This is a genomic window from Nonomuraea sp. NPDC049758 (assembly GCF_040674635.1).
Taxonomy (GTDB): domain Bacteria; phylum Actinomycetota; class Actinomycetes; order Streptosporangiales; family Streptosporangiaceae; genus Nonomuraea.
Window position 1 is genome coordinate 115,908 of the sequence record NZ_JBFAMZ010000024.1, and the last position, 24,200, is coordinate 140,107.

A 24,200-nucleotide genomic window follows, 5' to 3' on the forward strand; every position below is an offset into this window, starting at 1 on the left:
CCCCTACTTGGCCAGCACCCGCCCGTCGTCGGCGATGGCCGGGAAGGCGCCGGTGTCGACGATGCCGTGCTGCTGGTACAGAGCCTCGATCAGGGCGTGCGCCTGCGGCTCCAGCTTCCACAGGGCACGATACTCGCGCGCGGTGGCCAGCGAGATGCCGATCTCCTGGGCGATGTCCACCGAGCGCGGCACGATGCGCTTGGCGATCTGCCGGTCCCAGAACTCGCGGGCGGCCCTGATCTGGGCGGCGCGCTGGGCGGTGTCGACGACCTGGGGGGTGGCGTCGAAGACCTCGACGTCCTCGTCCTCGTCCTCGACGAGCTGGGCCAGCGCCGGCGGCAGCGCCGGGCGGGCGGGCACGGGACGGTGGTCGGCCTCGGGCTCCCACGGCACGCGCGGGTCGGCGTCGATGAGGGCGGTGGTGTTGTACAGGGCGGCGATCTGGGCCAGCAGCGCCTCCTGACGCTGCTGGTCGACGGCCAGCCCGGTGTGCTCGACGGCCTGGTCCATGGCCTTGTCGAGCCTGGCCAGCGCGCCGCGCATCTTGCGCTCGGAGGCGCCGCCGTCGCGCAGCGCCTTGGCGCGCTTGGCGGCCAGGGCGACGCGGGTGAGCCGGCGGTGGGCGTCGACCTCGGAGGCGGTGCGGTCGCTGACCTCGGCCAGGCCCATGCGGACGAGCAGGCGTTCGGGGGTCAGGCGCCAGTTGATGCGGCCGGTGCCGCGGATGCGGTGGCGTTCGATGGCCATGCCGCGTTCCCAGAGCCAGGCGGCGACCAGCGGGGCGGCCAGGCGGAAGACGGCCTCGGGGAGGCTGCGGGCGTCCATGCTGGACAGGACGGCGGTCAGGCAGGTCAGCGCCCAGACCGCGATGCCGTCGATGCCGGCGGAGAAGTTCTCCCGCATGTTGCGGCGGGCGCGGACGGCCGAGGTGATGATGGCGACCTCGATGAAGGCGAACAGCAGCAGCCGGAGCGGTCCGTCCAGGCCCAGCACGTCTCCGGAGAAGCGCCACATGCCCTGGGCGGACACGCCGGTGGCGATGGAGGCGGCGACGACGGTGAGCACGTCCTCGACGGGACGGGGGGCGACGTAGCGGGCGAATAACCAGGTGCCCGCGCGCCAGGCCATCCTGAGCACCAGGAACGCCAGCACGAGCCCGGCCAGGCCCAGCAGGGCGATGACGGCGGTGGCGAACGGCTTCTCGGCGACGAAGGCTGCTATTTCCTCAAATGTCGGCATCAGTCACTATCCGCGAGGCTCAACTCCAGCTTGTCTTGGGACGAGATCATCGCAGACTGTCGCCCCCTTGTACGCCAAACGCCACCGATTTCCCCTGTCTCCCACCGGTTCCTGTGACACACGCCGTACCAGAAGGGGGTTGTGGCTAGTCGGCGGCCCGCGACCCGGCGCACAATGAGGCGCACCCCGGCCTCCCGCGCGGGATCACGCGGCGGGCGGCGGGACGCGCGGCCAGATGGACGATCGGGCGGGTGGCCAGGTGGGACGTGAGAGTGAGCGGCAATTTCGTCCTTTCGGAGGGCAACAGCCGCCTGTCCGGATGGGACCATCTACCGAGGGATTTATCCCAACATAGTGCGATGTATCCCAGCAGGACGGATATCCATGTCTGACTCAGAGTTCCCCTTCGTCCAGTTCATGCGCGAGGACTTCGACCCGGTCGCCGAGCTCGGCCGCATCCGGGCCGAGCACGCCGTCTTCCCCATGAAGATCCCCGGCGACCAGACCGTGCACCTGGTCACGCGCTGGGAGGACGTACGCGGTGTGCTCGGCGACCACGAGCGGTTCAGCAACGACTTCGCCGGCATCTCCGGCCTGGGCTCCAACCAGGAGGACCCCGGCGGCCTCGGCTTCCGGGACCCGCCCGAGCACACGCGGCTGCGCAAGTACCTGACCCCCGAGTTCACCATGCGCCGCCTGCGCCGGCTGGAGCCGCGCATCGAGGCGATGGTCCAGGAGCACCTGGACCGCATCGAGGCCAAGGGCCCGCCCGCGGACCTGGTCGAGGACTTCGCGCTGCCGATCCCGTCGCTGGTGGTGTGCGAGCTGCTCGGCGTCCCTTACGAGGAGCGCGCCGACTTCGTCAGGATCAGCAAGGACCGGTTCGACCTGTCGGCCGGCCCCGAGGCGTCCCTGCAGGCGATCAACGACGCGATGGCGTACCTGGTGGACCTGGTCGCCCGCGAGCGGCGCGACCCCGGCGAGGGCCTGCTCGGCCAGCTCCTGCGCGAGCACGGCGACGACCTCGACGACCGCACGCTGGCCAGCATGTCCGACGGCCTGCTCACCGGCGGGCACGACACCAGCACCAGCATGCTCGCGCTCGGCGCGCTCTGGCTCATGCGCCACCCCGAGCAGGCCGCGAAGGTGCGCGAGGTGGACGGCTACGTCAACGACGTCGTCGAGGAGCTGCTGCGCTACATGACGGTCGTGCAGGTGGCCTTCCCGCGCTTCGCCCGCGAGGACCTGGAGCTGCACGGCGTGCCGATCAAGAAGGGTGAGATGGTGCTGTGCTCGCTGACCGGCGCCAACCGCGACCCCTCGCTGGGCCCGGACATGGACGAGGTGCGCCCGGGCCGCGAGACCGCCCGCTCGCACCTGGCCTTCGGCCACGGCATCCACCGCTGCATCGGCGCGCCGCTCGCCCAGATGGAGATGCGCATCGCCTTCCCCGCCCTGCTGCGCCGCTTCCCGGACCTGCGCGTCTCGGGCGAGGTGCCGTTCAGGGAGCTGGCCATCGTGTACGGGGTCAAGGAGCTACCCGTCGCCTGGTAGAGCGGTTACGTTCACAGTGTGAACGAGCCCGTCATCGACCTGGCCTCGATCCGCGCCGTGGTGTTCGACATCGACGGCGTGGTCACCGACACCGCCCGGGTGCACGCGGCCGCCTGGAAACACGTCTTCGACGCCTTCCTGCGCGGCCGCTGCGACCCGTTCGACATCCGTGACGACTACCTCCGGCACGTCGACGGCCGGCCGCGGCTCGACGGCGTGCGCACCTTCCTCGCCGCGCGCGGGCTCACCGTGCCCGAAACCGTGCCCGAAGGCGGTCCCGACGACGAGCCGGGCGCGCCCACCGTCCACGGGCTCGGCCTGGCCAAGGACCAGATCTTCCTCGCGCAAGTGGACAAGTACGGCGTGGCCGCCTTCCCCGCCACCGTGGCCCTGCTGCACGAGCTGCGCCACCGGGGCGCCCGCACGGCCGCCGTCTCGGCCAGCCTGCACGGCCGCCGGCTGGTCACCGCCGCGGGCGTGGCGCACCTGTTCGACCTGGTCGTGGACGGCGGCGACGCGGCCCTGATGAACCTGCCGGGCAAGCCGGACCCCGCCCTGTTTTTGGAGGCCGTGCGCCGCCTGGCGCTGCCCGCCGGACGGGCCGCCGTGGTGGACGCGGCGCTGCCCGGCGTCCAGGCGGCCGGCAAGGGCGGCTTCGGGCTGGTCGTGGCGGTCACCCGGGACGGTCCGGGCGACGCCGCCGCGCTGGCCGGGCACGGTGCGCACGTCGTGGTGCCCGATCTGGGCGAGCTCGGCGTGCGCGGCAGGGTCCTACCCTTGAGGGCGTGACGGTTCTGATCGATCCCCCCGACTGGCCGGGGCCGCGCGGCCTGATGTGGTCGCACCTGGTGAGCGACAGCTCGCTGGAGGAGCTCCACGCGTTCGCGGCCCGGCTCGGGGTGCCGGGCCGGGCCTTCGACCGGGACCACTACGACGTCCCCGAGACCGTGCACGCGCGGGCGGTGTCGCTGGGCGCCGAGCCGGTCAGCTCGCGCGAGCTGCTGCGCCGCCTGATCGCCGCCGGTCTGCGCCGCCGCAAGCGCCACGACGCCGGCGCGCCCTAGCCTTCCGCGAGGCGGGCCAGCTCGGCGGTCATGTTGGCGCGGGCGGGTTCCTCCCACAGCTCGCGGGCCCGGTCGGTGCGGTAGAGCCGCGGCGCGGCCAGCAGCCTGCGCAGCACCTGCGTGCGGCCCTGCCGGAACAGGTCGTCGGGCACGTGCGCGTACTCGCGGCGGATGTCGGCGGCGTAGGCGTCGTAGCCGGGGCGGCCCAGCACGGCCAGGTCGGCGTCGCACAGCACGGCCCCGTCGCGGTCGCCGGCGGCCACCGTGTCGTGGGCGGCGGTCAGGCGGACCAGCCGGGCGGTCGCGGCGATCCGGCCGGGCGGCACCCCGCAGCGCGGCAGGCGGGCCTGGGCGAGCTGGGCGCTGCGCTCCTCGTCCCAGCCGGGCCTGCCGTCGTAGACGGCGTCGTGGAACCAGGCGGCCAGGCGCACGGCGGCGGGGTCGGCGGCCTCCTCTGCCAGGTCGTCGACGGCGGCCAGCACGGCGGCGAGATGGGCGAGGGTGTGGTAGCGGCGGTGGGGCTCGGCCCAGCGGGCGATCAGCTCGGCGCCGGCGGCCCGCGCGGCCGGGGAGCCGCCCGCGAGCGCGAGCCACCCGGCGGCGAGCCGGGCCCTCGACGCGGGGTCCGGGCGGTCGTGGATCACGCCTCCACCGTAGTGGCCGGAGCGGGGCGTCCCGGCTTTGTGTCCTTGAATACACCCGGTATTTACCCGGCTGTCCCACCGCTCTGCCTCTCCGTACGGGGACCTGGTTCCCCCCGGAAAGGAGACAGCGACATGGCGACCGGTGAGTTCCAGGTGATGAAGGTTCCGGCCGAGCAGTTGAGCGGCGTGCTGCACGGTCAGGTTGTCGACCCGGGCGCCCAGCCCACGAACGTCGTGAGATGCGGCGAGGGCTGGACCGTTGACGTGAGCTGGGAGGTCGCCGGCGAGCTGGTCGACTGGCTGGCGGGACGGTGGCATGTGGAGATCATCGCCGACCTGCTGGGAGGTGGTGAGACCCGTCATCCCTCGCCTCCCGTGGAGATGACGTTCACCCCTGGCTCGGGACGGTACACCGCGTCGGTCCCGATGCGCGGCCAGCTCGGCCCGGGCACCTATGACCTGGTGGTCAACCTCACCACGACGACGGCCGCCGGCTCCGCGGGGGCGCTCGGCGGCTTCGTCGTGATCAGCAAGATATCGGTGCGGGAATAGCCGGCCGCCGCCCCGGGCCCCTCCCGGGGCGGCGGGCGCTCCGGCAGGGGCTCGGATCGCCCTGCAACCGCACCGCAAGTCGCCCGCCCTACGCTCCGGGCGGCGGTCACGGGGAAAGCGGGACCGCCGCCCTGTATCTCACGTCACCGGACGCGCTCTGACCCGGTGAGGATCGACGGTCCCAGGGGGGACCACTGACGGGAGACCTCATGTCCGAAGTGGAACAAGCGCTTGCGCCAGGCGCTCCGATGACGGCGGACGACGTGCTGCGCATCGCCGCCTGCAAGGACAGGAACCCTGCGCTTGAGGCCATGGTCATCGCCCATGGCTACCACCGTGTCGCCGGGGACCTCGCCCAGCACCTGGGCCGGGACGCGACCAACTGGTACTGCTACGCCAAATGGACCTCCAAGGCGGTCGCCGAGAGCCTCGACCTGACGCCGGGCTCGCCCTTCCTGACCGGTTTCGGCGACCGGCTGCACGTGCCCGCGCGCCTGCGCCGCCTGTTCCGCGCCCTGTTGCTGACCCTGCTCGGCCCCAGCTACCAGCTCGGGCTGGCGCTGGCCAACCGGGCGATCTTCCTGGAGACCGCGAGCCTGGCGGCCAACCTGTGGAACGGCACGCCCGACTGCTACGTCAAGGTGAGCCCGGAGTCGGAGAACACGCCGATGCCGCCGGAGTTCCTGTCCGGGCTGCTGGAGGAGGCCGACGAGCGCTACCTGCGGGACGCCGCCCTGCTGCTGCGGCAGGCGCACGCGGCCACCGACCCCGACGAGCGGGCCGAGCTGATGTTCGGGGCGAGCGTGGCGCTGTCGGCGTACGAGCAGAAGCGCGCGCAGAAGGCTCTGGAGCTGGTGCTGTACCGGCCGGTGCGGTGGCTGACCCGGATGTCGTGGCGGTCGCTGCGCTCGCTGGTGACCCGGCGGCCCTACCCCCGCTTCCCGCTGTTCAGCGCCCGGCACGAGGACCAGCCGTGGCTGACGCGCGTGCTGGAGGCCAAGTGGTCCTCGCTGTACACCCGTCACCTGTTCGCCGTGCGCACGCCGCTCAGCGACGTCAGGGTCGGCCGGCCGCTGGCCCCGCCGCCGGGCGTGGACATGGCGCTCGCCTGGCGGCCGATCAGGAACGAGAAGGTGCGCAAGCTCGCCGAGGAGTTCATCCCGGACGACGTCGAGCAGGCCACGGCCGGGGTGACCGACTGGGTGTCCTACCCCGACCGCATGCGCTTCATCGTCGGCTACTTCCGCACCTACCAGCGGGTGGGCGCGCTCTACGACCCGCCATTCGGGCCGGAGCTCACCGCGGCCCTGGAGGCGGAGACGGCCCGCGGCACGCTGCCGGAGCCGGTCCCCGAGGCTCCGCGGGCCGACCGGCTGCTCCCCGGGATGCGGCGCAAGATGTACGCCTTCCCCGAGGAGACCGATCCCGACGCCCACGAGATGGCGCGCTTCGACTTCGAGCCCTTCCTGGAGGCGATCCCTCTTGACCGGTCAGGAAACTAGGACTCAGTCCAGGAAGTCCCTGGTGATCTCGCGGTCCTGCAGGAGCCCGCGCAGCTTGGCGAAGCAGCGGGCGCGGGTGGGGCCGATGCTGCCGACCGGCCGGCCCAGCCGGCGGGCGACGTCCACGTAGTGCGGCTCGGAGGTTTCCGTGAGTGCTCGAAACAGCACGCGCTGGGCCGCGGGCAGCTCCTCGACCAGCTCCTCCAGCGTGCCGGCCAGCCAGATCCTGGCCAGTTCCCTGTCCACGTCGTCCGTGCTGCCGAGCGTGTCGAGGTCGGGCGTGCAGATCTCCCGGGTGCGCCTGGTCAGCTTCAGGCACTCGCGGAAGGCGATCGTGGCCAGCCAGCCGGGCATGCGCTGGGGGTCCTCGACGCTCCTGAGGTTCTGCCAGGCCAGCAACCAGGTGGTCTGGAGCACGTCCTGGGCGTCCTCGTGGCCGAGCCGGAAGCGCCGGATCCTCGACCGCAGCATCGGCGTGAACTCCTCGACCAGCCGCTCCCACGCCTGGGCGTCGCCCTCCTGGGCGTCCGACACGAGGGTGGCGGTGTCGCGGCGCTCCAACGTATCCAACTGCATCATCGTCTCCCCGCCGGCCGGGGTCCATGGGGGTCAACCTCGTTCGACCGGCCCCCCAACGGTGCTCCCGGCGGCCTTCGCGCACTGTCGCGGACGACACAGTGCGAGTGTGGCGCTCGTCACATTCGGGAGATCGCTTACCACTTACTGCCCGATCGGCGTTCGCGTCCTAAAGTTCTTCCATGAGCGCCAGCAGCGGGGCGGTTCCACACGACGTCCAGGCGGTCGCCGCCGTGCTGGCGGAGGTCCCGCTGTTCCGTGTGCTCGGACCGGACGGGATCACGAGCACCGTGCGCGCCGGGGTGGCGCGCAGATACCGCAACGGGCAGATCATCCTGCACCAGGGCGATCCGGGCGAATCCCTGTACGTGCTGCTCGACGGCCTGGTGAAGGTCGTCTTCACCACCGAGCACGGCGACGAGATCGTGCTCAACATGCTGGGCCGGGCGGAGACCTTCGGCGAGATGGCGCTGCTGGACGACTCGCCGCGGTCGGCGTCGATCATCGCCGTGCGCCCCTGCTGGATCTTCGCGCTGCCCAGGGCGCGGCTGCTCGAGCTGATGCGAGAGCATCCCGGGCTCGCCGACGAGTTCCTGCGCATGCTCGGGCAGATGGTGCGCAGGCTCACCGGGCAGGCCGCCGACCTGGCCTTCCTCGACCTGGGCGGGCGCCTGGCCAAGCTGCTGCTGCAACTGTCGGTCAAGCGCGGCCAGACCCAGGGCCCGGTCGTGGACATGCCGGGGCTGACCCAGTCGGACCTCGCCGCGCTGATCGGCGCGTCCCGCCCGGCGGTCAACCGGGCCCTGCAGTCGCTCGCCGCCCGCGGCCTCATCGCCATGAAGGGGCGGACCATCACGTTGCTGGACGTCGAGGCGCTGCGCAAACGCGGAGGCCTCTGACCGGATCTGGAGTACGGGGAACATGAACGAGCACGACAACGCCCCCGCCGAGCGCTGGCCGGCGGAACGCTTCCGGCAGTTACGGCAGCAGGCCGACCCGGACATCGACAAGATCGTGGCCGGCTACCTGGAGACCAGGCCCGCAGGGGAGAACGCGCTGTCCCTGCTGCGCGCGGTCGTCGTGGAGCTCGGCCGGGCCAAGCGGGAGGCGCGGGCGCCCTCGGGCGAGACCGGCCCCTCGGCCATCTTCGACGCCATCGACTTCAACAAGGACCTGCCCGAGTGGGGCCAGGACGCCGAGCTGCTGGCCCGCGGCCAGGCCGTCTTCTCCGACTACGGGCTGTACCAGTCGGTCGCGCTGTTCTGCAAGTGCCTGCCCATGGCCTACGTCGAGATCTCCAGCGCCAAGGTGCTGGCCGGCGTGTCCGACCTGGCGACGCACAGCCTCACCCGCCGGGTCGCCGAGACCGGCCAGATGCTGGTGGACGTCATGGGCCTGAAGGCCACCGACAGCCTGACGCCGGGCCGTCCGGGGCACACGACGGCGATCGGGCTGCGCATCCTGCACTCGTTCGTGCGCGCGCTGTCCACCGAGCACTTCGGCGACGACTGGGACACCGCCAGGTTCGGCCCGCCGGTCAACCAGGAACTGCTGCTGGCCACCATCTTCGACTTCTCGGTCGTCACGTGGGAGGCTCTGGAGAGCATGGGGGTGCGCCTCAGCGACGACGACAAGGCCGCCCACCTGTACACGTGGAGCGTCTTCGGCCACCTCATGGGCGTCGAGGCGTGCCGCGACCGGCCGCTCACCCTCGACGACGTGCCGCCGGTCAGCGAACGGCTCGGCCGCCTGTACGAGTCGAGCGACGAGGGCCGCAGGCTGATGGCCGTGCTGCTGGCGGAGATGGAGGAGTTCATGCACCTGGGCTGGCGCAAGCTGCCGCGCAGCCTGGTGCACTGGGTCTTCCGCGACGCCCGCTACAACGCCGCCCAGGTCCCGGCGCTGCTCGACGTGCCGCCGCCGGCGTGGTGGTTCAACGCGCTGTTCGCCGCGGCCAGGGCCGGCAACCGGTACGGCCGCCTGATGGGCCCGGTCGACGCGGTGGTGCGCTGGCTGGTGCGCCGGGCGGGCAAGCACATCGTCATCGCCATGATCGACCGCCACTCGGGCGGCCACGCCGCCTTCCAGATCCCCGAGGAGCTGGCCGCCCACTGGCGCGTCCGGCAGTCGAAGACCGCGCGCCGCACGCGCAGGCTCCGCCACAGCGTCCGCAAGGGCGTGCGGAAGGGCGTGGGCAGGGCGGCCAGGGCCCCCGTGCGGAAGGAGGGACCACCCGCGTGAGCACCCCGCACGAGCCGGGCACGCTGACCACCGCCACCATCCTGTTCACCGACGTGGTCAGCTCCACAGCCCTGCGGATCAGGCTGGGCGAGGAACGCGCGAACGTCGTCTTCCGCCGGCTCTACCAGCTGCTGCACTCGGTGGTGACGGCCAGCGGCTCGACGTTCACCAAGAGCCTGGGCGACGGGCTGATGGCGGTGTTCGGCTCGGCCACGGCCGGGCTCGACGCGGTCATCGCCGTCGAGCAGGCCGTCGCGGCCGAGAACGAGCGGGCGCTGGAGAAGATCTCGATCAGGGCCGCGCTGGCGGCGGGCGACGTGTGCTGGGGCGCCGACGACGTCAGCGGGCTGCCCACGGTCGAGGCGGCCCGGCTGGTCGCGGTGGCCGAGGGCGGCCAGGTGCTCTGCACCGACCTGGTGCGCCGCCTGGCCCAGGGCCGCAGCCGGCACGAGTTCAAAGACCTGGGCCGGCTGCCGGGCAAGGGCCTGCGGGAGCCGATGCACACCTACGAGCTCCACTGGCAGAGCGCCGACAACCAGCACGCCGGCGGGCTGGCGCCCTGGCTGGACAGCGGGCACGTGCTGCCGTTCGTCGGCCGGGACGAGGAGCTGCGGGCGCTGGAGGAGGAGCTGGGGGCGGCCGAGTTCGGCAGCGGGCTGGTGATCCTGCAGGGCGATCCGGGCGTCGGCAAGACCCGGCTGGCCTCGGTCGTGGCGCGGCGGGCGCTCAAGCGGCAGTTCACCGTGCTGGCGGGGCGGTGCACCGATCCGGCGCGGCAGGCGTACGAGCCGATCGCCGGGGCGGTCGAGCGGCTGGCCCGCACCTCGCCGGCGCTGTTGCTGCGGGCCGGGGTCGACCAGCAGTGCGGGCAGCTCGTCCGGCTGGCGCCCTCGCTGGCCGCTCCCCCGCTGTCGCTGGCGGTCCCGCCCGCCACCGAGCCGGTCTCCGAGCGTTACCACCTGATGGCCGCGGCGCGCACGCTCATCGAGCGCCTGGCCACCGTGCGGCCGGTGCTGCTGGTGATCGACGACCTGCAGTGGGCGACGCTGGAGTCGCTGCAGATGCTGCACTCCCTGATGTGGGACGCCGACTCGCTGCCGCTGCTGATCCTGGCCACCTCGCGCCCGGTGCCCGTCGAGTCGGCGATGCCCGAGCTGCACAAGCTGACCGCCGACGGCCACCTGGTGCAGGTCTCCTCCTTCGGCATGGACGAGGTCAGCCGGGCCCTGTCGGAGGTGCGCAGCGACGGCGACCCCGAGCTGCTGTACCGGATCACCGGCGGCAACGCGTTCCTGGTCACCGAGGTGGCCAGGGAGCTGGCCGCGGGGGCCGACCTCGACGCGCTGACCGTCCCCGACTCGGTCACCCGCATGGTCCGGGCGCGTCTGGCCCAGCTCCACCCCGACGCCCGCGACCTGGTCAGCCTGCTGGCCGTGGGCGAGCGCATGGAGTCGGCCGCGCTGCGCCTGGGCCTCGGCCTGGACGAGGCGCGCTTCGTGGCCGCCGTCGAGGAGGCCATGGGCGCGGGCCTGGTGACCATGGCCGACGGCGGCCAGTGCCAGTTCTCCCACGAGCTGACCCGCACCGCCCTGTACGCCACGCTGTCGGCCCCCCGCGCCGGGCTGCTGCACGGCCGGGTCGCCGACGCCCTGTGCCAGGCCGACCCGCAGGCCATGGAGTCGCGCCCGTACGTCGTGGCCACCCACCTGCTGGCCGCCGCCGAGCACGGCCGCGACCCGCGCCGGACGGCCGAGGCCGCCGAGGCGGGCGTGCAGGCGGCCCGCCACGCGCTGGCCGGGCTGGCCCACCGCGAGGCGGTCACCTGGTACCAGCGGGTGCTCGGCCTGCTGGCGGACTTCCCCGGCGCCTCCCCGGAACGGCGTGCCGAGCTGCTGATGGACTGCGGCCGGGCGATGTGGCTGGCCGGGCACCCGGAGGCGCGCGAGACCCTGCACCAGGCCGCCGAGCTGGCCAGGGAGTGCGGGCGCGACGACCTGATCGTGGTGGCCGCGCTCGGCGGCGACCGCGGCTTCTCCAGCATCTCCGCCGCCCCCGACCAGCGCCGCATCGCGCTGCTGACCGAGGCGCGCAAGCTGGTCGACTCGACCGACCTCAGCACCCGGGCGCTGCTGGCCGCGCTGCTCGCCTCCGAGCTGATCTGGGCGCCCGACGGCGAGCGGCGCTTCGCGCTGAGCGACGAGGCGGTCGCGCTGGCCCGCAAGTCGGGCGACCCGCGCACGCTGGCCAGCGTGCTCGGGATGCGCAGCCTGACGATCATCCCGGCCGACCCGCTGCACCAGCGCCACCGCGACGGCGACGAGATGCTGGAGGCGGCCCGCCGCACGGGCGACGACCTGGCGCTGTTCCACGCCTACGTCCAGCGCACCCCGCCGGTGCTGGACAGCGGCGACACCGCGCGCGCCGCGACGCTGCTCGACCAGGCCGACGAGCTGGCCCGCCGGCTGGCCCAGCCGCAGCTCAACTGGCTGATCGGCTACTCCAGGGCGGGCCTGACGCTCATGCAGGGCGACCTGGCCCAGGCCGAGACCGAGGCGCTGTCGGCCATGCGGCTCGGCACCGAGATCGGCCGCCGCCTGGAGGCCGTGGCCATCTACTCCGAGCAGATCTCCGAGATCCGCCGGCTGCAGGGCCGGTTGTGGGAGCTGCGCGACCGGCTGCGCCGCGCCGCCCAGGCGCCCCGCGTCGACCCGGTGCACGCCGTGCTGCGCTACCTGTGCGAGATGGGTGACGAGGAGGCCGGGCCGCTGCTCGACCGTATTCTGGCCGACCGCGGCGGCGTGCCGCCGCGCAACATGGCCCACCGGCCCGCCCTGGACAACCTGGCCGTGGCCGCGGCGCATCTGCGCCGTCCTGAGCTGGCCGAACGGCTGTACGCGTCGCTGGCCGCCGACGGCGAGACGTTCGGCCACGGCACGGTGGCCCACCACTGCGGCCACCACTACCTGGCCCACCTATGCGTGACGATGGGCGACCCGGCGCGGGCGAGCGAGCACTTCGAGGCCGCCGCCGAGGTGCACGAACGCAGCGGGGTGCCGCTCATGCTGGCCGAGTCGCTGCTCGACTGGGCCGACCTGCTCGACACCGCCGACGTCGGCGGCCCCCGGCCGGCCGCGCTGCGCGAGTGGTGCGCCTCCCTCCTGCCGGGCCGCGGCGCGCTCCTGCTCGACCGCCGGCTGCCCGCGCACCCCGTTTAACCTGCGGCGACATCGGGCAACCCGGCACGGGGGGCGCGATGAAGAGGTACGGGGTGCACGGATGGCCGGGGGATTTCCACCGATCGGGGCGTACGCGTTCCTGTCGGACTGTCACACGGCGGCACTGGTCGCGCCCGGCGGGGCGGTGGAGTGGATGTGCGCGCCGCGCTTCGACGGCCCGAGCGTGTTCGCGCGCATCCTCGACCGGCGGCTCGGCGGGGCGTGGGAGTTCGACGTGGCCGGCGCGCGGGTCGAGGGGCGCGGCTACGTCGAGGAGACGCTGGTGCTGCGCACCCGCTGGGTCGGGCGCGACTGCGAGGTCGTGGTGCACGACTTCTTCGCCACGTCGCCGCCGGGGACGGGCGGCAGCGGCGTGGTGCCGGTCCGGCTGCTGGTGCGGTGGGCCAAATGCGAGCGGGGGCGGGCGGTCGTGCGCTCGCGGGTGCTGGCCAGGCCCGACTACGCCACCCGCGAGGCCCGCTGGACGCCGCGCGACGGCGTGCTGGCCGAGGAGTCCGGCCTGCTGCTGACCGGCATGGAAGGGGTGACGGACGGGCCGACGGCACGGCCCATGGCCGAGACCACGCTCGGCGAGGGCGAGTCGTGGGCGGTCGCGCTCGACTACGCGGGTCAGGGGCACGTGCCCGTCAGCGACCCCGAGCGGCTGCTGGCCGACACCGTGCGGTCGTGGCGGTCGTGGTCGTCGCGGTCGGCCTACGACGGGGTGGGGGCGCGGCAGGTGCGGCACAGCGCGGTCGTGCTGCGCGGGCTGCTGTTCGACGAGAGCGGCGGGCTGCTCGCGGCGCCCACGACGTCGCTGCCGGAGTGGCTCGGCGGGCAGCGCAACTGGGACTACCGCTACGTGTGGCACCGCGACGCCGCGCTCATGGTGCTGGCGCTGCTGCGGCTCGGCCATCGCGAGGAGGCGGGCCGCTACCTGACGTTCCTGCTCGGCCAGTGCGCGATCCACGAGGGCGACCTGCCGCCGGTGTTCGGCGTCGGCGGCGGGCCGGTCGCCGGCGAGACCGTCCTCGGCCATCTGGAGGGGTACGCGGGCTCGCGTCCGGTGCGGATCGGCAACGGCGCCGCGGGTCAGCACCAGCTCGACGGCTACGGTCACATCCTGGACGCGGCCATGGCCTACCACGGCGTGACCGGCGAGCTGAGCGGCGGCCCGGTGTTGTGGCGGCTGGTGGAGCGGGCCCGCGAGCGGTGGCGGGAGCCGGACGCCGGCATCTGGGAGGTGCGCGGCGGCGAACGCCACTGGACCTACTCCAAGCTGTACGCCTGGGTCTGCTTCGACCGCGCGGTCCGGCTGGCGGAGGCGACCGGCGAGCCCGGCCTGCCCCTGGCGCAGTGGCGGGCCGAGCGCGCGGCCGTCCGCGCCGAGCTGCTGGAGCGCGGCTACAACGCCGACGTCGGCGCCTTCACCCAGTCCTACGGGTCCGACCAGGCCGACGGCTCGCTGCTGCGGCTGCCGCTGCTCGGCTTCCTGGACGGCGACGACCCCCGCGTGCTCGGCACCCTCGACCACATCCAGGCCCGCCTGGGCGAGGGCGGCGCGCTCGTGCACCGCTACGACCCCGAGACCACCCGCGACGGCGTGGACGGGCCGGAGGGGGCGTTCCTGATGTGCTCGTTCGAGATGGTCTCGGCGCTGGTGCTGGCCGGGCGGACGGCCGAGGCCCGCGACCGGTTCGAGACGCTGTGCGCGCGGGCCGAGCCGCTCGGGCTGTTCGCCGAGGAGATGACCGGCGACGGGCACATGGCGGGGAACTATCCGCAGGCGTTCACGCATCTGGCGCTGATCGAGGCGGCGCTCAACCTCGACGCCTCCGGCACCGTCGACGCCCTGCACGACTGGGCCGAACACGGCGGTTGACCCGCTCCGGGGCCCGCGGAGGCCTTCGGCGGGCGGCTGCTGGGGTGCGGCGGGTGAGCGGTCGCGCGGTACTCGTCACGGGAGCGTCCAGGGGCATCGGCAGGGCGGTGGCGACGGCGTTCGCCGCCCAGGGTGACCGGGTCGCGGTCCACCATCGCGACTCGGCGCGGGCGGCCGGGAACGTGCTCGGCGAGCTGGCCGGCTCGGGGCACGTCGTCGTCCAGGCCGATCTGGCCGACCCCGAGGGCGTGCGGCGCATGGCCGACGAGGCGGCGGGGGCGCTGGGCGGGCTCGACGTCCTGGTCAACAACGCATCGTGAACGTCAGCTCCCGCGGCGCCTTTCGCGGCGAGCCCGACGCCCCCGGCTACGGGGCCGGCAAGGCGGGCCTGAACGCGATGAGCCAGTCGCTGGCCGTGGCCCTCGCCCCGCACGGCATCGCGGTCGCCTCCGTGGCCCCCGGCTTCGTCGCGACGGACATGACCACCGAGCACCTCAAGCCGCCCGCGGGGGACGCGATCCGCGCGCAGAGCCCGTTCGGCCGGGTCGGGGAGGCGGACGAGATCGCCGCCGCCGTGCTCTACCTGGCCTCACCGGCGGCCGAATGGGCCAGCGGCACCGTCCTCGACCTCAACGGCGCCTCCTACCTCCGCTGACCGGGGGCGGAGCGACGCCTGACGGCACCGCGGACACCCCGGCCCGTGACCAGGAACGCCCTGGCCGCGGGCCTTTTACGGCTCCGGCCGGTACGGCGTGGTAGCGCGGCACTACATCCGTCGTCGTAGACGCGGCCGGCATTTGATCCCGCTGGGGTAGCGGCAGATGAGTCCGCCGGTGGGACGCCACGAAGCCGCGGCCGGACGACCATTGGCAGACATGAGAACCCGAGTCAGGTACCTCCATGGCGCCGCGCTGCTGGCGACCGGGCTGCTCGCGGGCGCGTTCGGATACGGCGCCGCCAACGTGGTGCCCACGTTCGGCGCCGTGCCGCTGGACGTGCGCCTGACCTTCCACACCACGATGATGAAGGTCAACGAGCCGGTCATGCAGAGCGCGATGGCCCTGGCCATCCTGACCACGTTCGGGCTGGCGCTCGCCGGCCGCGACCTGCCGCGCCGGCTGGCTTCCGGCGCCGCCGCGCTGGCGGTGGCCTCGCTGCTGATCACCGTGTTCGGCAACGTCCCGCTGCACGCGCGGTTCCGCGAGTGGGCCGCCGGCTCCGTGCCGGCCGGCCACGCGGAGGTCTTCCAGCGGTGGGAGCTGTTCCACACCCTACGCACCATGACCGCGCTGGCCGCCTTCGTGCTGGTCGTCGTCGCCGCGGTCGCCGCCCGTCCCTCGACCTCGTCCCGTTAGGAGAACCGTCATGTTCCTGCGTATCGCGCTCGCCGCGCAGACCGTCGCCCTGCTGCTGCAGGCCGTCACCGCCGGGCTGCTGCTCAGCTCGCCGGGCGGCCGGGCCGCCCACAGCGCCACGGCGCTGGCCGTCGCGGCCACCGTGCTGCTGTACCTGGTCGCCGCGGTGCTGACCAAGCAGCGGGCGGCCATCCTGGCCGCCGTCGGCATGCTGGTGGCGACGCTGGTCCAGATGGCGCTGGGCATGGCGCACGTGAAGGGCGTGCACGTGCCGCTCGGCGTGCTGATGTTCGGCGGCAGCATGGTGCAGACCGCGCGCGTCTGGTCCGCCGGCCGCCTCCGGACGACGTCGGCATGACCGGCATGACCGGCATGACCAGACGGCAGGCGCTGCGGCTGCTCGGCGTGGGCGCGGCGCTGGGCGTCTCGGGCTGCTCGCTGCTGACCCGCACGCCGCTGCCCCAGCTGATGACCAGCCAGGCGCCGCTGCCCGCGCCGTACGCCGTGCCGCTCCCGCGGCCCGCCGTGGCCAGACCTGCCAGGACGGACGCGGGCGCCGACTACTACGAGCTCCTCCAGCGCCCGGCCGAGGTGGAGATCCTGCCGGGCCTGCGCACCCCGGTCTGGGGGTACGACGGGCAGTTCCCCGGCCCCACCATCCGGGCGCGCTCCGGCCGCCGGACCGTCGTGCGCGTCGGCAACCGCCTGCCCGCTCCGACGGTCACCCACCTGCACGGCGGGCACACCCCGCCCGAGTCCGACGGCTTCCCCACCGACCTGGTGCAGCCGGGCGCGCACCGCGACCACGTCTTCCCGCTGGAGCAGCGCGCGGCCACGCTGTGGTACCACGACCACCGTATGGACTACACCGGGCCGCAGGTCTGGCGCGGCCTGGCCGGCTTCTTCATCGTGGACGACGACGAGCAGGACCGGCTGCCGCTCCCGTCGGGCGAGCGGGACGTGCCGCTGCTGATCTGCGACCGCGCCTTCCAGGCCGACGGGACGATGCCCTACCCCGGCAGGCAGGACGGCCCCGGCGCCCGCGAGGCGTTCATGGGCGGCGTGCTGGGGGACGTCATCCTGGTCAACGGCGCGCCCTGGCCGCAGCTGGGCGTGGACCGCGCCCGCCACCGGCTGCGGCTGCTCAACGCCTCCAACGCCCGCACGTACGAGCTGGCCCTGTCGCCCGGCGGCACCCTGACCCAGATCGGCAGCGACGGCGGCCTGCTGGCGGCGCCGCGTCCGCTCCAGCGGATCCGGCTGGCGCCCGGGGAACGCGCGGACGTGATCGTGGACTTCGCCGCCTACCGGGTCGGCGACCACGTCGAGCTGCGCAACCTGCTCGGAGAAGGGCCGCAGGCCCGGGTGATGCGGTTCACCGTCGAGCGCGACGCCCGCGACGACTCGGCGATCCCCAAGGTGCTGTCCACCGTCGAACGCCTCGACCCGGCCTCGGCCGCGGTGACCCGCGACTTCGAGTTCAGCAGCGGCGACCTGCGCGGCCACACCGGCTGGCTGATCAACGGCAAGCCCTTCGACGTCCGCCGCGTCGATGCCCGGCCCAAGCTCGGCCAGGTCGAGATCTGGCGGGTGACCAGCGACGTCGCCCACCCCGTGCACCTGCACCTGGCGCCCTTCCAGGTGCTCTCGGTCGGCGGCGAACGGCCGGACGGCCCGCCGGAGTGGAAGGACACCGTCGAGCTGCGGGAGGCGCAGACCGTGGAGATCATCACCCGCTTCACCGGCTACCGAGGCCGGTACGTTTTGCACTGCCACAACCTCGAACACGAGGACATGGCCATGATGAGCACCTTCGAGGTGATCTGACCCCGGGCCGCTTGCCCGATCGGGCTAGCGGGGGTTGGCGGCGCGCCAGGCGACGTAGTCGGCGACCGCCGCGGCCAGGTCGAAGGCCGGTTCGAAGCCGGTGTCGCGGGTGAGCCGGGCGATGTCGAGGCAGGGGTCGTCTCCGTCAGGGCCGGACCGTCCGGGCAGGAGGCCGGGCCGGGAGCCGGGGACGGCCGCCCGTACGGCGTCGGCGAGGTCGCGGTTGGTGAACGGCCGGCCGCTGGAGACGTTGTAGACGGTGTGCGGCAGGGCTCGCGCGGTCATCAGCAGGGCGATCGCGCGCCCGGCGTCGGGCGCGTAGCAGGTGTCGCCGCCGTCGCCGGCGTGAAGCGGCGGCGGCCGCTCGCCCCGCAGGGCGGCGCCGACGTACGGCGGGACGTGGTTGAACGGCGACTCCGGGTCCATCAACGGCCCCCACACGCTGCCGATCCTGAGCACGACCGGCTGGACCCCGCTGCCCTGGAGGCCGTGCGTGGTCAGGGGCTCGGCGGCCTTCTTGAGGGCGACGATCGGGTGCGGCAGGTCCGCGGCGGGCAGCGGCAGCTCCTCGTGCCACCGGGTCTCCGGCCGCCCGGCGTAGACGCCGAGGCTGCTGGCGACGGCGAACCTGCGCACGCCCCTGGCCCGCGCCACCTCCAGCGCGTTGAGCAGGCCGGTGGTGTCCGCGCGGAAGAATTCCACCGGGTCCGCGCCGGGGATGCCGCCGGCCAGGTGGACGATGTCGCCGACGTCGTGGCGGGCGGCCAGGGCCAGGAAGGCGTCCCGGTCGGTGACGTCCAGCGGCTCCACGGCGACCCGGCCGGCCAGGAACGAGGGGACCTCGGCCCGGCGGTGCGCGGTGACGACGACCCGGCGTCCGAGGTCGGCGAGCGCGCGGGCGGTGTGCGCGCCGATCATGCCGAGCCCTCCGGTGACGAGGATCATCGGGCCACCTCGTAGCGCAGGTGGGTCACGCCCGGCGCGGGCACGGCCTCGACCAGGCGCAGGCGTACGTGCTCCGGCAGCTCACCGAAGAACGGCCGGCCGCCGCCGATCAGGACGGGCACCTGGTGCAGGACCACCTCGTCGACCAGGCCCGCCCGCAGCGCCGCGGTGACCACGCCGCCGCCCATGAGGCCGACGTCCTTGCCGCCGGCGGCCTCGCGGGCGGCGGCGATCGCGTCGTGGACGCCGGTGGTGACCAGCGTCTGGCGGTCGGTGATCTCCGGCGCCGGGCGGTGGCTGAGGACGACCAGGCGGGCGCCCGGGTGGGGGCTGCCGCCGCCGAAGTGGTCGGAGTCGTCGTAGGTGCGGCGTCCGGCGACGATCGCGCCGACGCGGGCGGCCAGGGCGTCGAAGAGCCGGGCGCTGGGCGCGCTCAGCTTGAACCCGCCGAAGACCTGGCTGGGGGTGTCGCCGTCGAAGTACCAGTCGAACAGCATGGACGCGTCGCCGAGGCCGCGCCCGGCGCCGGGGTCGCGGCCGGTGATGAAGCCGTCGACCGACACCGCGTGGGCGCAGATGACCTTGCTCATCGGAGTGTTCCCTTCCGGAGTGCTCAGACTTCTGGCCCGTTTCTCCGAGAGGATCCGAAGGGGGCACGAAGTCGCCGTCGCCGGAAAGTCTCCGCCGCGCCGCCGTCCGACCGGCAGATGCGGAAGTGGACGATCGGCGATGACGAACGTCATCGCCGATCGGGGGCACACGGTCCGTACCGGGAGAACCCGCCCACGCGGTCACTCCCCCGCCGGCACCTCCGCGCCGAACTTCACGAAATAGGCGGCGGTCTCGGCGTCGGCCGGGTAGTACGACTCGATCGAGATCTCGTCCAGCGTGATGTCCATCGGGGTGCCGAACGTGGTGGTGGTCGAGAACAGCCGCAGTTCGGCGTCACCGAACCGGAAGATCATCGGGACGGTGACCTCCGACCCGGCCGAACGGCCCGCCTCCTCCAAGCCCGGCGCGAGCAGCTCCTCGTAGATCGCCTGCAGCTCGGCGTCGGGGGCGACGGCGAGCTGGCGGGAGATCCTGGCCCGGAGCACCGCGCGCACCTCGGGCAGGTTGACGATCCGGGGAGCGAGCCCGCCGCGCCCCAGCCCCAGCCGGACGATGTTGACCGGCGCACGCAGCAGGTCGGGCGCGACGTCCACGAGGAACGGGTCGATGGCCCGGTTACTCATCACGATGTTCCACCGGCGGTCGAGGACCACCGCCGGGTACGGCTCGTGGGCGCGCAGCACCCGCGCGATCGCCTCCCCGGCCGTCGACAGCGCGTCCCCGGTGAGCGGCTGCTCGGCGTACCGGGGGGCGAAACCGGCGGCGAGCAGCAGCCGGTTGCGCTCCCGCAGCGGCACGTCCAGCTGCCCGGCCAGCCGCAGGATCATCTCGGCGCTCGGGTTGGACTTACCGGTCTCCACCAGGCTCACGTGCCGGGCCGAGACGCCGGCGGCGAGCGCGAGATCGAGCTGGCTGAGCCGCCGGCGGTGCCGCCATTGCCGCAACATGTCCCCGACAGTCCACATGGCCGCCGAGACTACTGGACGTCCGCCATGAAATCCCTTTTCATCGACATCCCTGGCAGGGCTGGCCAGAGTGTCCCCATGACGAACGACAACAAGGCCATCGTCCAACGCGCGCTGACGGAACTGATCGGGACGGGCGACGTGGACGCGCTCGCGCCCCTGCTGAGCGACGACTTCCGCCACCACCGGCCCGGTTCGGCGGCCTCGACCAAGACGGAATGGCTCGGCGCCGTGCGTGCCGCGCTCGTCCCACTGGCCGGCATGCGCGTGGAGATCGACCACGTGCTGGCCGACGGCGACCACGTCGTGATGCACTCGCGCCGCCAGGCGCCGGACGGCGGCCCGGAGATCGTGGTCGTGGACATCTGGCGCCTGGACGGCGGACGCATCGCCGAGGCGTGGGAGATCATCGAACCGGTGTCCCAGGCCACCGCCAACCTGACCTGGTGGGATCCGCCCGTCCGCTGACGTGCGCGCTGGAGCAGGCGGTGCGCAGGATCACCGCCATCCGCCAGACCGCCCTTGGCGAACTGGACGCCGGCGACCTGGCCGAACGGCTGCCGCGCTTCACCGACCGCGCCCGCACGGTCGTCAAGCTGGCCATCGACCGGGCCCGCGCCGACGCGGCACCGGCCGTCGGCACCGGGCACCTGCTGGCCGGGATGCTGGCCGAGGGGCAGAACCTGGCGCTGCACGTGCTCAGAGCGGTCGACATCGACCCCGCCCAGGTCCAGCGCGACCTGGACCGGCAGCCGGCCGGCGAGGAAGGCGGGGCCGGCGGGAACTCGGCGGTGCACTTCAGCGACGCCGCCGCCGGCGCCCTCGAACTGACGGTCACCGAGGCGACCGCGATGGGCCACAACTACGTCGGCTGCGAACACCTGCTCCTGGGGCTGATCACCGAGCCCGACGGCACCGCCGGCCAGGTCCTGCGGGCGCTGGGCGCCGAGTCCCGCCTGGTCCGCCGGGCCGTGACGGCGGCCCTGGCCGGCTACGTGCACCTGCGTGCCCAGACGTCGGCCGCCGGCGATCCGGCGCAGGCGCTGGCTGTTGCGGTGCAGCAGCAGTTGCAGCCGCTCATCGAGCGCATCGAACGGCTGGAGCAGAACCTGGGCTCCGCGTCCGAGCCGCGGTGACCAGGGCCATGGAGCCGCCGACGCGCCGACGGCGAGCCCCGTCACGCCTCGCCCGCACCCTGATCAGCTGCGCGGCCGTCGCCGTCTTCTGGCTGCTGATCCTGCTGCCGCTCCTCCTCGACGGCCGGTGAGGCGTGCGCGCTAGCCCTGGAGCCGCATGAGCTGCCACTGCGCGAACGAACTGACCTCCTCGTCCTTCACCCTGGCGGCGAGACGCAGCAACGCCGCGTCGTCCTCGGCCATGCGCGTCGCGATCGCCGCGGCGAACAGGCGGGCCACCGGGTCGTCGCCCTCCAGCGCGGCGACGACCTCGCCCGGGTCGGGGTCCTCGGTGTCGGCGGCGACCAGCCCGGCCGCGAGCCGCCCGACCTCGGGGTCGGCCAGCCGGGACAGCCCCGCCATGAGCTGTTCGGTCGAGGCCATCGCCAGGAAGTGCAGGACCTTCCACCGGATGGCGGTGTCGGAGGTCCGGCTCAGGGCGAGGGTCTGGGCGATGACGCCGGCGTGCCGCTCGTCCGCGGCGAGCAGCACGAACTCGACGGCGAAGAACCGCACCTGGGTCCGCGGATGGGCCAGCAGGGCGGGGACCTCGTCCAGCAGCGGCTCGGCCGGCTCGCCCAGCTCCGACAGCAGCCAGGCGCCGGTCTGCACGGCGTCGTCGTCGCCGCTGCGCAGCAGGACGCGCAGGTTCTCGACGGGATAGCCGTCGAACAGCTCGTTGAGCAGGTCGTTGGCGGCCTGGCCGCGGGCCTCGTCGTCGGCGGGGCGGGCGAGGATGCGTGCCATCAGGTCGTCGCCCGTCTGTGTCTGCATGTGGTGCTATTTCCCCTCATTGGCCTTGCGCTCAAGGTCGCTCAGGAGCTTCTGCTCCTGCTCCAGCCGGGCGGCGTGCCCGGAGTCCTTGCCGAGCCGGGCCTCGTTCATCTTCCGCGTGAGGATGCTGTCCTTGACCTCGGCCGCCGCCTGCCTGGCCTGCTCCGGTGTCATCTTGCTGACGTCGTTGCTGTTGGGCAACCTGCCGTGCATCCGCTGCGCGGCGTTGTCGAAGCTCGCCGAGGCGTTCGGGTCGTAGCCGCCGCCCTTCCCGCCCTTGCCGCCGCCGCCCCCGCCGCGCCTGCGCCGGATCTGGAGCATGCCGTCGCGGGCGTGCGGCCGCTTCTCCATCTCCTTCATGATGCGGCGCATGGTCTCGGTCACCCGGCCGCTCAGCACCGGGGCCAGGCCCCTGGCGGTGCCCTCGGCGCCTTCGAGCGCCACCTTGCCCACGGCGTGGCGGGTCATCTGCATGCGGGCGAGGGCGATCATGCCGCCCGCGGCGCCGCCGAACAGCAGCGCCTGGGTGGCGGCGGTCAGTCCGTACGCGGCCTGCGTGCCCACGGCCAGCTTGACCGCGCTGACCACGTTCGCGGTGCCGTCGAGGACGGCCGGCGCGACCTTCGCCGCCGAGGCGGCCTGGGAGATGTGGCCGCCGCCGTCGCCGACCTGGTTCCAGTGGCTGGCCAGGTGCGTGGCCGAGTCGCCCTGGTAGGACTGCCCCGCGTTGCGGACCGACTCGTCGGCCGCGGCGCCCTGGGCCGACGACGCGGCGAGGACGACCCGCCAGTCGTCGGCCTCAAGACGCCACTCGTCCTCGTTGTCGTTCGGCCAGGGGAAACCGATGAGGTTGAGGAAGCCCGCCACGTGCGGGTCGAGTGTCACCGCCATGCGGGGCTCTCGAAGCTCTCGACGGTGGCGCTCTCCGCCGCCCGGGTGTTCCTCGCCACCAGGTGCAGCCCTTCGCCGGTCTCGGCGATCTGCCCGCCGATCCCCGTCAGCGCGTCGAGCGAGGTCTGCAGGCACTCGTTGTAGGTGGCGATGATGGTGGCGAACAGCCCCTCGCCGCCGAACGTCCGGGCGCCGCTCCCCCGCTGCCGCAGCCGCGTGACCGCGGCGTCGTAGTTCGCCCCATGGCCGGTGACGTACGCGCCGTCACGACCCACCGCCCCCGCGGCGATCTCAAATCCCGTCATGCCCAGAAAGCATATCCAGTCAATTCCGGCACAGACGTTTACCTCTACACTGAACGTTCACGTGACTGACTGTCGGGGGTTCGACATGCGTTCACCAGCTCCTGAGGACGACGCCGAGTACCTGCACGAGTACGTCGCCCAGAGCCGCCGCGCCATCCGGGCGCTGCACGACGCGCGGGCGTCCATCGGCCGGGTGGAGGGCCGCGCGGAGAGCGACGACGGGCTGGTCGAGGCGTTCGCCGACGGCGACGGCGTCCCCACCCGCCTGCGCATCGACCCGCGGGCGCTGCGCCTGGACGAGGCCGCGCTCGGCAGGAAGACCGCCGAGGTGCTGCGGGCCGCGCAGGACGACGCCGCGCGGCAGGCGCGGGAGATCGCCGACGGGGTGCGGGACGCCACCGCCGCCGTGCCCGCGCCTCTGGACGAGACCTTCGTGCGCGCGCGGGTCGAGCAGGCACTCAACGACCTTTACTAGGAGGCGAAGCGTGTTCGGGCCGGAGATCGACCCCGCCAACATCAGCGAACGCGAGCTCGACGAGGCCGCCCGCCGGGGCGAGCGCATGCTGGCCTGGCTGGAGTCGGCGCAGGAGGAGTTGCGGGCCGTCATCGGCACCGGCGAGGGGCCGTCGGGCCACGTGCGGGTGACCGTCGACGCCGACAGACGCGTCCTCGACGTCCGCTACGACCAGCGCGCCCTGCGGCTGGGCGGCCAGGACCTGGCCGAGGAGACGCTCGCGGCGGTACGGGCGGCCGCCGCCGACGTCCAGCGGCGCACCCACGACCTCATGCGCGAGGCCGTCCCCGGCTACGACCCCGACCGGACGCAGGCCGAGCTGGAACGGCTGCTCGGCGCCGAGTGGGCCTGAACCCGCACGCCCGGGA

General features: G+C 73.5%; 27 protein-coding genes and 1 pseudogene. 18 read left to right on the forward strand and 10 right to left on the reverse strand.

The annotated features are described in order from the left end of the window. Positions 1–3: 3 nt before the first annotated feature. Both AB0J46_RS43145 and AB0J46_RS43150 read right to left on the reverse strand, forming a co-directional pair. Positions 4–1,239, reverse strand: coding sequence for a hypothetical protein (locus AB0J46_RS43145; protein WP_364340935.1), 1,236 nt, complete (start codon positions 1,237–1,239; stop codon positions 4–6). Between the two features lie 145 nt (positions 1,240–1,384). Next, on the reverse strand, positions 1,385–1,522 hold the full coding sequence (locus AB0J46_RS43150; RefSeq protein WP_364340936.1) for a hypothetical protein: 138 nt from the start codon (positions 1,520–1,522) through the stop codon (positions 1,385–1,387). 101 nt (positions 1,523–1,623) lie between these two features. On the opposite strand from AB0J46_RS43150, the gene AB0J46_RS43155 reads away from it, so the two are divergent. The 3 genes from AB0J46_RS43155 to AB0J46_RS43165 are packed head-to-tail and all read left to right on the forward strand — an operon-like array spanning position 1,624 to position 3,857. Continuing rightward, entirely contained in the window at positions 1,624–2,793 is a 1,170-nt protein-coding gene (locus AB0J46_RS43155; protein ID WP_364340938.1) for a cytochrome P450, read from the forward strand. A gap of 18 nt (positions 2,794–2,811) precedes the next feature. Then, on the forward strand, positions 2,812–3,582 hold the full coding sequence (locus AB0J46_RS43160) for an HAD family hydrolase (RefSeq protein WP_364340940.1): 771 nt from the start codon (positions 2,812–2,814) through the stop codon (positions 3,580–3,582). Beyond that, positions 3,579–3,857 (forward strand): DUF4031 domain-containing protein, encoded by a 279-nt coding sequence (locus AB0J46_RS43165; protein WP_352361368.1) that lies wholly within the window; start codon positions 3,579–3,581, stop codon positions 3,855–3,857. The genes AB0J46_RS43160 and AB0J46_RS43165 overlap by 4 nt, the downstream gene beginning before the upstream one ends. Here the strand turns inward: AB0J46_RS43165 and AB0J46_RS43170 are convergent. After that, on the reverse strand, positions 3,854–4,501 hold the full coding sequence (locus AB0J46_RS43170; RefSeq protein WP_364340942.1) for a metal-dependent phosphohydrolase: 648 nt from the start codon (positions 4,499–4,501) through the stop codon (positions 3,854–3,856). The genes AB0J46_RS43165 and AB0J46_RS43170 overlap by 4 nt on opposite strands. Positions 4,502–4,633: 132 nt before the next feature. Between AB0J46_RS43170 and AB0J46_RS43175 the strand changes: the two genes are divergently transcribed. Further along, positions 4,634–5,053 (forward strand): hypothetical protein, encoded by a 420-nt coding sequence (locus tag AB0J46_RS43175; RefSeq protein WP_352361364.1) that lies wholly within the window; start codon positions 4,634–4,636, stop codon positions 5,051–5,053. Positions 5,054–5,301: 248 nt separating this feature from the next. Then, positions 5,302–6,555, forward strand: a complete 1,254-nt coding sequence (locus AB0J46_RS43180) for a hypothetical protein (protein WP_364340944.1) — start codon at positions 5,302–5,304, stop codon at positions 6,553–6,555. Positions 6,556–6,558: 3 nt separating this feature from the next. Here AB0J46_RS43180 and AB0J46_RS43185 read toward each other — a convergent pair whose 3' ends face one another. Further along, complete coding sequence (locus AB0J46_RS43185) at positions 6,559–7,125, reverse strand: sigma-70 family RNA polymerase sigma factor (RefSeq protein WP_364340946.1); 567 nt, start codon at positions 7,123–7,125, stop codon at positions 6,559–6,561. A gap of 188 nt (positions 7,126–7,313) precedes the next feature. Between AB0J46_RS43185 and AB0J46_RS43190 the strand changes: the two genes are divergently transcribed. From AB0J46_RS43190 to AB0J46_RS43225, 8 genes and pseudogenes are all read left to right on the forward strand, one after another. Continuing rightward, on the forward strand, positions 7,314–8,030 hold the full coding sequence (locus tag AB0J46_RS43190; RefSeq protein ID WP_364340948.1) for a Crp/Fnr family transcriptional regulator: 717 nt from the start codon (positions 7,314–7,316) through the stop codon (positions 8,028–8,030). A 22-nt stretch (positions 8,031–8,052) separates the two neighbouring features. Beyond that, positions 8,053–9,372, forward strand: coding sequence for an oxygenase MpaB family protein (locus AB0J46_RS43195; RefSeq protein WP_364340950.1), 1,320 nt, complete (start codon positions 8,053–8,055; stop codon positions 9,370–9,372). Beyond that, positions 9,369–12,587: an AAA family ATPase gene (locus AB0J46_RS43200; RefSeq protein WP_364340952.1), complete on the forward strand. Its 3,219-nt coding sequence runs from the start codon at positions 9,369–9,371 to the stop codon at positions 12,585–12,587. Before AB0J46_RS43195 ends, AB0J46_RS43200 begins: the two co-directional genes overlap by 4 nt. A 61-nt stretch (positions 12,588–12,648) precedes the next feature. Further along, on the forward strand, positions 12,649–14,469 hold the full coding sequence (locus tag AB0J46_RS43205; protein ID WP_364340954.1) for a glycoside hydrolase family 15 protein: 1,821 nt from the start codon (positions 12,649–12,651) through the stop codon (positions 14,467–14,469). A 53-nt stretch (positions 14,470–14,522) separates the two neighbouring features. Beyond that, positions 14,523–15,124, forward strand: a pseudogene (locus AB0J46_RS43210) (SDR family oxidoreductase). A gap of 220 nt (positions 15,125–15,344) precedes the next feature. Next, the gene (locus AB0J46_RS43215; RefSeq protein WP_364340956.1) at positions 15,345–15,824 is read left to right on the forward strand and encodes an anthrone oxygenase family protein; all 480 of its coding nucleotides are present in this window, start codon (positions 15,345–15,347) and stop codon (positions 15,822–15,824) included. Positions 15,825–15,834: 10 nt separating this feature from the next. Beyond that, positions 15,835–16,182, forward strand: coding sequence for a hypothetical protein (locus AB0J46_RS43220; protein ID WP_364340958.1), 348 nt, complete (start codon positions 15,835–15,837; stop codon positions 16,180–16,182). After that, a complete protein-coding gene (locus AB0J46_RS43225; protein ID WP_364340960.1) occupies positions 16,179–17,651 on the forward strand; it encodes a multicopper oxidase family protein in 1,473 nt (490 codons plus the stop codon). Before AB0J46_RS43220 ends, AB0J46_RS43225 begins: the two co-directional genes overlap by 4 nt. A gap of 24 nt (positions 17,652–17,675) precedes the next feature. Here AB0J46_RS43225 and AB0J46_RS43230 read toward each other — a convergent pair whose 3' ends face one another. The 3 genes from AB0J46_RS43230 to AB0J46_RS43240 form a co-directional block, all read right to left on the reverse strand. Continuing rightward, the gene (locus tag AB0J46_RS43230) at positions 17,676–18,596 is read right to left on the reverse strand and encodes an NAD(P)-dependent oxidoreductase (protein WP_364340961.1); all 921 of its coding nucleotides are present in this window, start codon (positions 18,594–18,596) and stop codon (positions 17,676–17,678) included. Beyond that, the gene (locus AB0J46_RS43235) at positions 18,593–19,186 is read right to left on the reverse strand and encodes a dihydrofolate reductase family protein (protein ID WP_364340963.1); all 594 of its coding nucleotides are present in this window, start codon (positions 19,184–19,186) and stop codon (positions 18,593–18,595) included. The genes AB0J46_RS43230 and AB0J46_RS43235 overlap by 4 nt, the downstream gene beginning before the upstream one ends. Before the next feature lie 201 nt (positions 19,187–19,387). Continuing rightward, on the reverse strand, positions 19,388–20,173 hold the full coding sequence (locus AB0J46_RS43240; protein ID WP_364340965.1) for a helix-turn-helix transcriptional regulator: 786 nt from the start codon (positions 20,171–20,173) through the stop codon (positions 19,388–19,390). A 78-nt stretch (positions 20,174–20,251) separates the two neighbouring features. Between AB0J46_RS43240 and AB0J46_RS43245 the strand changes: the two genes are divergently transcribed. From AB0J46_RS43245 to AB0J46_RS43255, 3 genes are read left to right on the forward strand one after another with little or no spacing between them, the layout of a single operon-like run. Continuing rightward, the gene (locus AB0J46_RS43245) at positions 20,252–20,641 is read left to right on the forward strand and encodes a nuclear transport factor 2 family protein (RefSeq protein ID WP_364340967.1); all 390 of its coding nucleotides are present in this window, start codon (positions 20,252–20,254) and stop codon (positions 20,639–20,641) included. Then, on the forward strand, positions 20,620–21,309 hold the full coding sequence (locus AB0J46_RS43250) for a Clp protease N-terminal domain-containing protein (RefSeq protein ID WP_364340969.1): 690 nt from the start codon (positions 20,620–20,622) through the stop codon (positions 21,307–21,309). The genes AB0J46_RS43245 and AB0J46_RS43250 overlap by 22 nt, the downstream gene beginning before the upstream one ends. After that, positions 21,306–21,440 carry a hypothetical protein gene (locus AB0J46_RS43255; protein WP_364340971.1) on the forward strand — a complete coding sequence of 45 codons (135 nt, stop codon included), beginning with the start codon at positions 21,306–21,308 and terminating at the stop codon, positions 21,438–21,440. Before AB0J46_RS43250 ends, AB0J46_RS43255 begins: the two co-directional genes overlap by 4 nt. A gap of 10 nt (positions 21,441–21,450) precedes the next feature. Here AB0J46_RS43255 and AB0J46_RS43260 read toward each other — a convergent pair whose 3' ends face one another. From AB0J46_RS43260 to AB0J46_RS43270, 3 genes are read right to left on the reverse strand one after another with little or no spacing between them, the layout of a single operon-like run. Next, positions 21,451–22,122, reverse strand: coding sequence for a hypothetical protein (locus tag AB0J46_RS43260; protein ID WP_358285659.1), 672 nt, complete (start codon positions 22,120–22,122; stop codon positions 21,451–21,453). Between the two features lie 6 nt (positions 22,123–22,128). Further along, positions 22,129–23,013 carry a hypothetical protein gene (locus AB0J46_RS43265; RefSeq protein WP_364340973.1) on the reverse strand — a complete coding sequence of 295 codons (885 nt, stop codon included), beginning with the start codon at positions 23,011–23,013 and terminating at the stop codon, positions 22,129–22,131. Further along, a complete protein-coding gene (locus AB0J46_RS43270; protein WP_364340975.1) occupies positions 23,004–23,318 on the reverse strand; it encodes a hypothetical protein in 315 nt (104 codons plus the stop codon). Before AB0J46_RS43270 ends, AB0J46_RS43265 begins: the two co-directional genes overlap by 10 nt. A 61-nt stretch (positions 23,319–23,379) precedes the next feature. Here AB0J46_RS43270 and AB0J46_RS43275 point away from each other — a divergent pair, with 61 nt between their 5' ends. Together AB0J46_RS43275 and AB0J46_RS43280 are read left to right on the forward strand one after the other, a co-directional pair. Then, a complete protein-coding gene (locus AB0J46_RS43275) occupies positions 23,380–23,793 on the forward strand; it encodes a YbaB/EbfC family nucleoid-associated protein (RefSeq protein WP_364340977.1) in 414 nt (137 codons plus the stop codon). Positions 23,794–23,803: 10 nt separating this feature from the next. Then, complete coding sequence (locus tag AB0J46_RS43280) at positions 23,804–24,184, forward strand: YbaB/EbfC family nucleoid-associated protein (RefSeq protein ID WP_364340979.1); 381 nt, start codon at positions 23,804–23,806, stop codon at positions 24,182–24,184. Positions 24,185–24,200 lie beyond the last annotated feature (16 nt).

Excerpts from the sequence above, each read along its gene's own strand:
- AB0J46_RS43145 (WP_364340935.1), bottom strand. The coding sequence starts at position 1,239 with ATGCCGACATTTGAGGAAATAGCAGCCTTCGTCGCCGAGAAGCCGTTC.
- AB0J46_RS43155 (WP_364340938.1), top strand. The coding sequence starts at position 1,624 with ATGTCTGACTCAGAGTTCCCCTTCGTCCAGTTCATGCGCGAGGACTTC.
- AB0J46_RS43175 (WP_352361364.1), top strand. The coding sequence starts at position 4,634 with ATGGCGACCGGTGAGTTCCAGGTGATGAAGGTTCCGGCCGAGCAGTTG.
- AB0J46_RS43180 (WP_364340944.1), top strand. The coding sequence starts at position 5,302 with ATGACGGCGGACGACGTGCTGCGCATCGCCGCCTGCAAGGACAGGAAC.
- AB0J46_RS43190 (WP_364340948.1), top strand. The coding sequence starts at position 7,314 with ATGAGCGCCAGCAGCGGGGCGGTTCCACACGACGTCCAGGCGGTCGCC.
- AB0J46_RS43195 (WP_364340950.1), top strand. The coding sequence starts at position 8,053 with ATGAACGAGCACGACAACGCCCCCGCCGAGCGCTGGCCGGCGGAACGC.
- AB0J46_RS43205 (WP_364340954.1), top strand. The coding sequence starts at position 12,649 with ATGGCCGGGGGATTTCCACCGATCGGGGCGTACGCGTTCCTGTCGGAC.
- AB0J46_RS43215 (WP_364340956.1), top strand. The coding sequence starts at position 15,345 with ATGAGAACCCGAGTCAGGTACCTCCATGGCGCCGCGCTGCTGGCGACC.
- AB0J46_RS43220 (WP_364340958.1), top strand. The coding sequence starts at position 15,835 with ATGTTCCTGCGTATCGCGCTCGCCGCGCAGACCGTCGCCCTGCTGCTG.
- AB0J46_RS43225 (WP_364340960.1), top strand. The coding sequence starts at position 16,179 with ATGACCGGCATGACCGGCATGACCAGACGGCAGGCGCTGCGGCTGCTC.
- AB0J46_RS43230 (WP_364340961.1), bottom strand. The coding sequence starts at position 18,596 with ATGATCCTCGTCACCGGAGGGCTCGGCATGATCGGCGCGCACACCGCC.
- AB0J46_RS43235 (WP_364340963.1), bottom strand. The coding sequence starts at position 19,186 with ATGAGCAAGGTCATCTGCGCCCACGCGGTGTCGGTCGACGGCTTCATC.
- AB0J46_RS43240 (WP_364340965.1), bottom strand. The coding sequence starts at position 20,173 with ATGTGGACTGTCGGGGACATGTTGCGGCAATGGCGGCACCGCCGGCGG.
- AB0J46_RS43245 (WP_364340967.1), top strand. The coding sequence starts at position 20,252 with ATGACGAACGACAACAAGGCCATCGTCCAACGCGCGCTGACGGAACTG.
- AB0J46_RS43260 (WP_358285659.1), bottom strand. The coding sequence starts at position 22,122 with ATGCAGACACAGACGGGCGACGACCTGATGGCACGCATCCTCGCCCGC.
- AB0J46_RS43265 (WP_364340973.1), bottom strand. The coding sequence starts at position 23,013 with ATGGCGGTGACACTCGACCCGCACGTGGCGGGCTTCCTCAACCTCATC.
- AB0J46_RS43270 (WP_364340975.1), bottom strand. The coding sequence starts at position 23,318 with ATGACGGGATTTGAGATCGCCGCGGGGGCGGTGGGTCGTGACGGCGCG.